Genomic DNA, 8,899 nt, shown 5'->3' with positions numbered 1-8,899 from the left:
ATGTGGGTGGCGTGCGCGCAGGGCCGACCGCGCCGACCGCGGGGGACGTGGCGCGGTCGGCGGGGGCCGGGCATTTCTTTCCTGCGTCAGGCGGCTGCGTCGGGCAGCCTTGTCGGGCGGCTGCGTCAGGCGGTGGCGTCAGGCGGTGGCGTCAGGCGGCGAGTTCGCCGGCCTGGAGCTGCCAGAGGGATGCGTAGAGTCCGTGCTGGGCGAGGAGTTCGTCGTGGGTGCCCTGTTCGGCGACGACGCCGCCCCGGTCCATGACGTAGATGCGGTCGGCGTGGCGGACCGTGGAGAGGCGGTGGGCGATGACGACCATCGTCCGCTCGGCCGCGAAGCTCTGCAGCGTGCGCTGGATGGCGGCCTCGGTCTCGTTGTCCACGGCGGAGGTCGCCTCGTCGAGGATGACGACCGGCGAGTCCTTGAGGATGGCGCGGGCCAGGGCGATGCGCTGTCGCTGGCCGCCGGAGAGGGCGGCGCCGCGTTCGCCGATGAGCGTGTCGTAGCCGTGGGGCAGGGCGGCGATGAAGGGGTGCGCCTCGGCCATGGCTGCGGCCCGCACCACGGCGCCGTCCGTGGCGTCGAAGCTGCCGTAGCGGATGTTGTCGGCGATGGTTCCGTCGAACAGGAAGGGGTCCTGGGCGACGAATCCGATGGCGTGGCGCAGGTCGTGCCGTCGCAGGTCGCGGACGTCCCGGCCGTCGAGCAGGACCCTGCCGGACTCGGCGTCCTGGAAGCGCATCAGCAGCCGGGCGACGGTCGTCTTGCCCGAGCCGGTGGCGCCCACCAGGGCCGTGACCTGACCGGCCGGGATGGTCAGGGAGAGGTCGTCCAGGGCGGCCGCGCGGCCGGGGTAGGCGAAGGTGACGCGGTCGAGGACGATCTCACCCCGCACCCCGGCGGGGTCGAGGGCCGCGTCGCCGCTGTCGGCCTCGACGGGCAGTTCGCGCAGCCGCTGGACGCGCTCGTAGGAGTCGAGGGTGCGCTGGTACTGGTCGGCGATGGTGCCGAGCCGGCTCATCCGCATCAGCAGCATCTGGGGCAGTCCGATGAGGGGGCTGAACACCTCGAACCGGAGGTTGCCGTTGAGGACGTGGCGGCCGCCGACCAGCAGGGTGCCGGCCATGGAGGCGGTGGTGCAGGCGCGGACCGTCTCGCCGTGGCGGATGGTGCCGCGGTCGGTCTGCCGGCTGCTCTCCTGGACGTCTTCGCTGAGCCGGTCGATGCGCGCGGCCTCGTAGCCCTCGGTGCAGAAGCTCTTGACGGTGGCGCCGGCCTCCAGCGAGTTGATCACCTGGCTGCCGAGCCGGGCGCGGCGTTCGCCGGTGACGGCGTAGTCGGCGGCGGCCCGGTCCTGGTGGCGCAGGGAGAGCCAGGCGATGACCGGGATCGGGAGGAACGCGATCCAGGCGATCTGCGGGGCGAGCAGGAGGAACGCCGGGGCCAGCAGGGCCAGGCTGGTGCCGAGTTGGAGCACGTCGTTGGCGGGTCCGGCGAAGAAGGCGCCCAGTTGGCCGACGTCGTTGGTGAGGGCGCCGGCCACCCTGCTGGTGCGCTCGCCCTCCAGGTGGGCCAGGTCGAGGTGCTGGACGTGCCGGTAGGTGCGGCTGCGCCAGTCGTGTTCGATGTCCTGGCCGAGCCGGCGCCACTGGAGGTTGGAGGCGTAGGAGAGTCCGGCCACGGCGGCGCTGGCGGCGGCGACCAGTCCGGCCAGGCCCCACAGCTGGGCGGACGCGGTGGCCAGGCCGAGGCGGGCCAGGAAGGCCGCTTCGCCCTTGATGAGAACGAGGCCGGTCCAGCCGAGGAAGGTGCCGAGCGCCAGTTCCGCCGCCTGGCAGGCGACGGACAGGGCGGCCGCGCGGTAGAGGCGGCCGCGGTGCGGGCCGACGATCTCCAGCAGGGGGTGCCGTTCTGAGTCGGGCCCGGTCGCCGAGCGGGCCGCTTCGGTGGTTCTGCGCCAGGTCCTGCGCAGCACGAGCGCGGTCGCCGCGGCCACGCCGCCCACGGCCGCCAGTTGCCTGATCGGCGTGGAGCCCTTGAGCAGGGCGGCGCCGGCCGCGACGCCGCCGCCCACGGCGAGCACCGGCCGGACGACCGCGCCGGTGTCGACGGGCGGGGCGGGCCGGGCCGCCGTCGCCCGTCGCGCCGCGGCGGTCGTTTCCTCCGCGACCCGGGCGACGGTGCGGCGGACGATCCCGCCGATGTCCGCGGCGCGCAGTCGCGCGTCGTGCCGGATGAGCACTCCGCCGGTGACGGGGCTGGCCTGGGCCTCGGTGATGCCGGGGATGTGGCGCAGCGCTGCGGCGAGGAGTTCGGCCGTCCGGGGGCGTCCGACGAGAAGCCTGACGTCCCAGCGCTGGCGGCCCGGTGTGACCGAGCGAGGGCTCGCGCCCGGTTCCGTGGAGCGGAATCCGGAGGCGGCACCCAGAAGCGATGGCATGTGTACGTTCACCTTGTTCGCGGAGGTCGCGGAGGTCCGTTGCGGGTACGGCGGATCACGGCGACGGAGCGGGAAATCTTGAACGGGGCGGCTGTGGGCGTGCGGCCCAGGGAACGGCCGCCACTCCGACGCGTCCGCCGACGGGTGGGTCGGCGGGACGCGTCCGGTGGCGGCCGCGGGTCCACGGGGGCCGTCAGTGCGTCTTGGCTGCGGCGTTCTCGGCGGTCGCGCGGATCTTGGGGGCCCTCCGCTCCCCCTTACCGCTGTTTCCGGTGGTGTGCTGGCCGGGAACGGAGCGGCTCTCGGTGTCACCGGCGGCGACCTGGGCGGCCATCACGTCGGCGGCCACCTCGGCCGCGAGGTCGTGGATGTTCTCCCCGGCCTCGTGGGCTGCCTTCTTCACCTCCATCGCGATCCCGACGGACGCCTTGACGACTCCGCCCACCAGCGGCCTGAGCAGGCGCTTGGCCAGCGGTGCGACGACGAGCCCGATCAGAAAGGGCGGTACTACAGGCGGCATGATGCTCCATCCTCTCCACGCATACGTATGACAGGGAACCCGGACACGACGAGAAATGGAGCAGCGCGCGGCCGGGCGGACACGAGGCATTTCCGTTTCGAATCCGGGAGGAACCGAAATCGAATTCCCGGACACCTTCCCGGGCACCGGGACTTCACCGGGACACGCCGTCCTATCTCGTGATCACGGTAGTCGAACCATGCCCGGTTGAGCCAAATGGATTCCCGGGGGTTCACTCGTGTGAGTGTCGGTGACTTTTTCGCATGTCCTGAATTGATCGCAGCCGAACATCTGCCGGAATGTTTATCAGATCATCTTTCCCAAGGGAGGGCCCCGGCGTTACTCATTCGGGTGAACCAGGATCGGCCGCACGTGTCGCTCCCTGCTGCTCGCGGCCACGTGCCCAGGCGGCTCCACGTGCGCGAACGCGCTTTCTAACACGCTTTCCACGGACGGAAGTTGGGCGTTTCCCGGGCCGGCACCGGTGGCAGCATGACGCCCATGCCCCGACGCACCCCGCCGGTCGCCCTGGCGGCCGCCCTCACCGCCGCGGCGCTCGCGCTGAGCGGCTGCGGCGGAGTCGCCTCCTCCTCGACGACCACTCCCCCGGTGCTCGGCGGCACCGTCAGGATCGCCGGGCCCAGCGAGACGCCGAGCTTCGACCCGTACTCGGCCTTCGGCGCCTCCCAGGCCCGTTACGCCTACGACTCACTGGTCAACCTCGCCCCGGACGGCGGCCTGGTCACCGGTCTGGCCGCCACCTGGCGGGCCACGCCCACCGAGGCGTCCTTCACCCTGCGCCGGGGCATCACCTGCTCGGACGGCACCGCCCTCACCGCCTCCGCCGTGGCCCGTGCGCTCACCTACGCGGCCGATCCCGCCCACCGGCTCGCCGGCGCCCGCACGATCCTGCCGAATGTCCCGTTCACCGCGCGCGCCGACGACGCGACAGGCACGGTGTCCGTGTCCGCCGCCTCCCCCTTCCCGTTCCTCACCCGCACCGTCGGCCTGCTGCCGATCGTCTGCCCCGCCGGCCTCGACCGGCCGCAGGCACTGGAACGCACCAGCCAGGGCACCGGCCCGTACGTACTGACCCGCTACTCCCCCGGCGGGCCGTACGAGTTCACCGTGCGCGACGACTACGCCTGGGGGCCCGCCGGGGCGACGACCTCGGAGCCCGGCCAGCCCGCGCGCATCCGGCTCTCGGTGGTGCCGCAGGCCGCCACGGCGGCGAACCTGCTGATCACCGGGGGCATCGACATCGCGCAGGTCAGCGGTCCGGACCGGGCCAGGCTCACCGGACGCGGGCTGGCCGTCTCCGAGGTGGCGACGGTGACCGGGATGACGTTCTTCAACCAGCGCCCCGGCCGGGTCCTCGCCGACCGGGCCCTGCGCCGCGCCCTGGTCTCCGCCCTCGACCGCGAGGGGCTCGCCAACGTCGCCGTGGGCGGCACCGGCAGCCCCGCGGCCGACTTCGGGGCCCGCGGCGCCGTATGCCACGCCGACCTCGCCGACGCCAACCTGCCCGCGGGGGACGCGACCGACGCCCTGCGCGCCGCCGGCTGGACCCGCGGCGCCGACGGCCGGCTCACCCGGGACGGGCGGCCGCTACGGCTCCGCCTGATCACCAGCCCGGACCTGGGCCCGACCCTGGTCTCCGTCGCCGAACTGATGGCCCGGCAGTGGACCGCGCTCGGCGCCGACGTCGATCTGGTCGGCGAGAGCCTGCCCGCCCTGGTCAACGCCATGTACGAGACCGCGGACTTCGACGTGGTGGTCGGCAGCACGCCCGGGTTCGCCCTGCCGGCCGGCTTCATCCCCTTCTTCTCCGGCCCCGCCCCCGCCCGGGGCCTCAACTTCGCGGGGGTGCGCAATCCCGAGTACGACGCGCTGGTCACCCGCGCCCTGCGCAGAACCGGTACCTCTGGCTGCGAGACCTGGAACAGGGCCGCCGCCGCCCTCTTCCGCGCGGCCGACGCGCTGCCCGTCGCCGAGGGCCGCAGCGGTGTGTACGGCTACCGCACCACCTTCGCCACGACGTTCGGCGGCCAACTCGTGCCCACGAGCATCCGCCTCCACCAGTGACCCGGGAACCCGCCATGTCCTTACCCCAGCTGCTGCGGCACCCCTGGACCGTCTTCCTCGGCCGCCGCGGCCTCCGGCTCGTCGTCTCCCTGGCCCTCGTGCTCACCGCGTCGTTCGCCATGATCCGCCTCATCCCCGGCGATCCCGTCCGGGCCGCGCTCGGCGTCGACGCGGCGCCCGACCTGGTGGCCGCCCGCAGACACGCCCTCGGGCTCGACTCCCCCTTCCTGTCCCAGTACCGGCACTACCTCACCGGCCTCCTCCACGGCGACCTGGGCACCTCACTGGTCACCGGGACCCCCGTCGCGGAACTGGTCCGCACCCGGCTCCCGGCCACCCTGGAGATCGCCGGGCTCGCCTTCCTCACCGCGCTCGCCGTCGCCCTGCCCGGCGGTCTGCTGGCGGCCGTCCGCACCCGCGACGGCCGGCGCCCGCGCACCGAGCTGGTCTTCACCACGGTCACCGCGGGTCTGACCGGGGTGCCGGACTTCGTGCTGGCCGCCGGTCTCACCGCGCTGCTCGCCGTGGGCCTGCAACTGCTGCCGGTGGCCGGGGCGGCGGGCGCCGCATCCCTCGTCCTGCCCGTCGTCGCGCTCGCCCTCACCCCGGCGGCGGTCCTGCTGCGCCTGGTCAGGGTGGAGGCGCTGAAGGTGCTGGACGAGGACTACCTGCGTACCGCCCGCAGCAAACGGCTCTCGTCCGCGCGCCGCTATCTGCGGCACGCGGCACCGAACATGGCCACCGCCGCGCTCACCGTCGCGGGCAGCCTGCTGCCCGGTCTGATCGCGGGCACCGTGCTGGTCGAGAAGGTCTTCGCCTGGCCCGGCATCGGCTCCGCCATGGCCCAGTCCGTGGTCGCCCAGGACTACCCGGTGGTCCAGGCCATGGTGCTGGTCCTCGGCACCACCGTGCTGCTCGCCGGCCTCCTGGTCGATGTGCTGCTCGCCCTGCTCGACCCCCGCTCGGCGATCCGGGAGATGTGACCATGAGCCTGCCCGCCCGCCTGCTCCGCTCGCCCCTGGCCTGGGTCACCGGGATCATGCTGGCCTCGCTCGCCGTGCTCGCCCTGGCCGGACCGCTGCTGTGGGGGGCGGCGGCCGACCGGCCGGACCCCTCGGCCGTCCTCCAGGGCCCCTCGGCGGCGCACCCGATCGGCACGGACGGCCTCGGCCGGGACCTGCTGGCCCGGGTACTGACGGCGGCCCGGCCCTCGCTGCTGCTCGCCCTGGCGTCGGTGCTGCTCGGCGCGGGCGCCGGAGTGCTCCTCGGGGCGTCCACCGCCGTGCTGGGACGGCGCTTCCGCCGGCTGACCGCCGCGCTGATCAACCTGCTGCTGGCCTTCCCGGCGCTGCTGGTGGCGATGTTCCTCGCGGTGGTGTTCGGCGCGGGCACGACCGGCGCCGTGCTGGCCCTCGCCGCGGCGGCCGTACCGGGGTTCGCGCGGCTCGCCCAGACGCTGGCCGCCGGCGTCGCCGGCACGGACCATCTGGCGGCGGCCCGCGTTCTCGGGCTGCGCCGGCACCGGATGCTGTGGCGCCATGTGCTGCCCAACATCGCCGAGCCGCTGCTGCTGAGCGTCACCACGGCCGCCGGCACGGCCCTGGTCGCGCTCTCCGGGCTCAGCTTCCTCGGGCTGGGCGTCCAGCCACCGGCGTACGACTGGGGGCAGTTGCTCAGCCAGGGGCTCGACCGGATCTACGCCGAACCGCTGCCCGCGCTCGCTCCGGGCCTCGCGCTCCTCTACGCGGCCCTGGCCTTCCAGCTGCTCGGCGAGGTCCTGGCCGGGAGCGCCGCCCGGCGCGGCCCGGTGGCGCGCATCCCGGCGCCGAGGGCCGCGCCGAGCGGCCCCGCCGAGGAGGGGGCGGTGCTCCAGGTGGACGGCCTCACCGTGGAGCTGCCGACCCCGCGCGGCACGATCCGGCCGGTGCGCGGGGTGAGCCTCTCGCTCCGGCCGGGCGAGATCGTGGGCCTGGTCGGCGAGTCGGGCTCGGGCAAGTCGCTCACCGCGCTGGCCGTCGCCGATCTGCTGCCGTACGGCGCCCGCGTCGCCCGGCGCACACTGCGCCTCCACGGGACCGATCTCGCGGCCCTGACGCCGAGGGAGCGGGACCGGCACCTGGCGACGGGCCTGTCAGTGATCTTCCAGAACCCGGCGTCGGCCCTCAACCCGTCCCTGCGGATCGGCACCCAGCTCACCGAGGCCGTCCGGGCGCACCGGGGCGCGAGCCGGGCGCGGGCCGCCGCGGAGGCCGTCGAGGCGCTGCGCCGGGTGGCGCTGCCGCCCGAGGTGCTGCGGGCCCGCCCCCATCAGTTGTCCGGCGGGCAGCGGCAACGGGTGATGATCGCCGCCGGGCTGATGGTGCGGCCGGGCCTGATCATCGCCGACGAGCCGACCACGGCCCTCGATGTCACCGTGCAGCGGCAGATCACCGGGCTGCTCACCGACATCCGCCGGGACACCTCCGCCGCAATCCTGTTCATCAGCCATGACGTGGCGCTGGTGGGCGAGTTCTGCGACCGGGTGCTGGTGATGTACGCGGGCACCGTCGTCGAGGCGCTGCCCACCGACCGGCTGGCCGCCGGCACCCGGCACCCCTACACCCGAGCCCTGGTCTCCTCGGTCCCGGACCTCGCCGCCGACCGCGACCGGCCGCTGCCGACGGTCGAGGGTGCGCCGCCCGATCCGCTCGTGCCGGCGCCGGGGTGTGCGTTCGAGCCGCGCTGCCCGCGCCGCCGGGAACGCTGCGCCGAGGAGGCCCCGCCGCTGGACGAGTTCGGCGGCGGGCATCGGGTCGCCTGCTGGTATCCGCTCCCCGTGTCTGCGGTCCCGGAGGCGGTGAAGGCGTCGTGACGGAGCTTCGGGTGTGTGACCTCACCGTGCGCCGTACCGGGCCGCGGGGCTCGTTCGCGGCGGTGGACGGGGTGTCGCTGGAGGTCGCCGCGGGCAGCACGCTGGGCCTCGTGGGCGAGTCGGGGTCCGGGAAGTCCAGCCTGGCCGGGGCGATCGTCGGTCTCGTCCCCGTGCAGGGGGGCCGGGTCCTGATCGACGGCCGGGAGGCGCGGGCCCGTACCGTCCGTGAGCGGCGGCGGCTCGGGCGCCGGGTGCAGGTGGTCCTCCAGGACCCGGACACCGCGCTCGATCCGCGTATGACGGTGGGTCGGGCGCTGGCGGAGGCGGCGACGGTGTACCGCAGGCTGGACCGGGCGGCCCGTGGCGGGCGGGTGGCCGAACTGCTGGAACTGGTGGGGCTGGACCCCCGGCTGGCGGGGCGGCTGCCCCGGCAGTTGTCCGGCGGCCAGCGGCAGCGGGTCGCGCTCGCCCGTGCGCTGGCCGTCGAGCCCGGTCTGCTGATCGCCGACGAGATCACCTCGGCGCTCGATGTGTCGGTGCAGGCGTCCGTGCTGAACACGATCCGCGAACTGCAGCGGCGGCTCGGGCTGTCCATGCTGTTCATCGGCCACAACCTCCCGGCGGTCTGCCATGTGTCGGACGCCGTGGCGGTCATGCGGCATGGCCGCATCGTGGAGACCGCGCCCACCGAAACGCTCCTGCGCGCCCCGCGGCATTCGTACACACGGACCCTTCTCGCCGCTGTCCCGACCCTCCGCAAACCACCGCCGGAATTCCCTCGCGGATTTCCCGAAACCTGAAGCCTGATCCCCGGTTCGTCAAACGGGCGATCAATTCCTCACGCACACGGATTAACCCGCACCTCACCCTTCCGAATGACGTGAGACGATGCGGCGGCATTTGAATTCCACGAGCCCGGCGTCCCCCGGGTTCTTTTTCCGAACCTTTAAGGAAAGGCACGGCATATGGGAATGTCCCGGAATGCGGCGATCATGTCCGAACG

General features: G+C 73.9%; 6 protein-coding genes. 4 read left to right on the top strand and 2 right to left on the bottom strand.

What is annotated here, in order from left to right:
- Positions 1 to 151: 151 nt before the first annotated feature.
- Both OG710_RS28375 and OG710_RS28370 read right to left on the bottom strand, forming a co-directional pair.
- Positions 152 to 2,440 carry an ABC transporter ATP-binding protein/permease gene (locus OG710_RS28375; protein WP_330241892.1) on the bottom strand — a complete coding sequence of 763 codons (2,289 nt, stop codon included), beginning with the start codon at positions 2,438 to 2,440 and terminating at the stop codon, positions 152 to 154.
- Positions 2,441 to 2,633: 193 nt separating this feature from the next.
- Positions 2,634 to 2,960, bottom strand: coding sequence for a DUF5132 domain-containing protein (locus OG710_RS28370; protein ID WP_330241891.1), 327 nt, complete (start codon positions 2,958 to 2,960; stop codon positions 2,634 to 2,636).
- A 501-nt stretch (positions 2,961 to 3,461) separates the two neighbouring features.
- Between OG710_RS28370 and OG710_RS28365 the strand changes: the two genes are divergently transcribed.
- The 4 genes from OG710_RS28365 to OG710_RS28350 are packed head-to-tail and all read left to right on the top strand — an operon-like array spanning position 3,462 to position 8,696.
- Positions 3,462 to 5,045 carry an ABC transporter substrate-binding protein gene (locus tag OG710_RS28365; RefSeq protein WP_330241890.1) on the top strand — a complete coding sequence of 528 codons (1,584 nt, stop codon included), beginning with the start codon at positions 3,462 to 3,464 and terminating at the stop codon, positions 5,043 to 5,045.
- A 14-nt stretch (positions 5,046 to 5,059) separates the two neighbouring features.
- Complete coding sequence (locus OG710_RS28360; RefSeq protein ID WP_330241889.1) at positions 5,060 to 6,028, top strand: ABC transporter permease; 969 nt, start codon at positions 5,060 to 5,062, stop codon at positions 6,026 to 6,028.
- A gap of 2 nt (positions 6,029 to 6,030) precedes the next feature.
- Entirely contained in the window at positions 6,031 to 7,896 is a 1,866-nt protein-coding gene (locus OG710_RS28355; RefSeq protein WP_330241888.1) for a dipeptide/oligopeptide/nickel ABC transporter permease/ATP-binding protein, read from the top strand.
- Positions 7,893 to 8,696 carry an ABC transporter ATP-binding protein gene (locus OG710_RS28350; RefSeq protein ID WP_330241887.1) on the top strand — a complete coding sequence of 268 codons (804 nt, stop codon included), beginning with the start codon at positions 7,893 to 7,895 and terminating at the stop codon, positions 8,694 to 8,696. Before OG710_RS28355 ends, OG710_RS28350 begins: the two co-directional genes overlap by 4 nt.
- The last annotated feature ends 203 nt before the right edge of the window (positions 8,697 to 8,899 follow it).

Source organism: Streptomyces sp. NBC_00525, from assembly GCF_036346595.1.
Taxonomy (GTDB): Bacteria; Actinomycetota; Actinomycetes; order Streptomycetales; family Streptomycetaceae; genus Streptomyces.
Note: the sequence above shows the minus strand (reverse complement) of the source record. Positions and strands in the feature narration are given on the sequence as shown.

Coding starts and splice junctions, on each gene's coding strand:
- OG710_RS28375 (WP_330241892.1), bottom strand. CDS start 2,440: ATGCCATCGCTTCTGGGTGCCGCCTCCGGATTCCGCTCCACGGAACCG.
- OG710_RS28370 (WP_330241891.1), bottom strand. CDS start 2,960: ATGCCGCCTGTAGTACCGCCCTTTCTGATCGGGCTCGTCGTCGCACCG.
- OG710_RS28365 (WP_330241890.1), top strand. CDS start 3,462: ATGCCCCGACGCACCCCGCCGGTCGCCCTGGCGGCCGCCCTCACCGCC.
- OG710_RS28360 (WP_330241889.1), top strand. CDS start 5,060: ATGTCCTTACCCCAGCTGCTGCGGCACCCCTGGACCGTCTTCCTCGGC.
- OG710_RS28355 (WP_330241888.1), top strand. CDS start 6,031: ATGAGCCTGCCCGCCCGCCTGCTCCGCTCGCCCCTGGCCTGGGTCACC.